1 pseudogene is annotated in these 363 nt (G+C 49.0%); it reads right to left on the reverse strand.

The window, feature by feature from the left end:
* A pseudogene (locus ACNQ0T_RS23310) lies at positions 1-363 on the reverse strand (bifunctional 2-acylglycerophosphoethanolamine acyltransferase/acyl-ACP synthetase); the annotation flags it as partial.

Raw genomic sequence — 363 nt, forward strand, 5'->3', positions numbered from 1 at the left:
GTGGTAAATAGCACCAACGCTTCGCCTTTACTACTGTCGGGTTTAGTCACAACTCCGTGGTCGCAACTTGGCGAAGTCTCAGCCACCATTTGTTCAATGCCTTCAAGAGAAACCGTTTCGCCAGCGAGTTTAGCAAATCGCTTCACTCGTCCTTTAATAGTGCAGAAGTTTTTATTGTCTAACTCAACAATATCCCCTGTGTCATACCAGCCTGGCTCTATCTCGCCCTGAGCATTCTCGGCTTTTGGCTCTTCTAACACACCCGGCGCTTCAACTCGTAAATAGCCCTTCATAATATTCGGGCCTTTCAGCTGAAGTTTTCCGCCGTGCTCAAGGCCCGGCAATGGGATAATACGGGCTTCC

The sequence above is a fragment of the Enterobacter cloacae complex sp.6700776 genome (genome assembly GCF_048284255.1).
Classification (GTDB): domain Bacteria; phylum Pseudomonadota; class Gammaproteobacteria; order Enterobacterales; family Enterobacteriaceae; genus Enterobacter; species Enterobacter intestinihominis.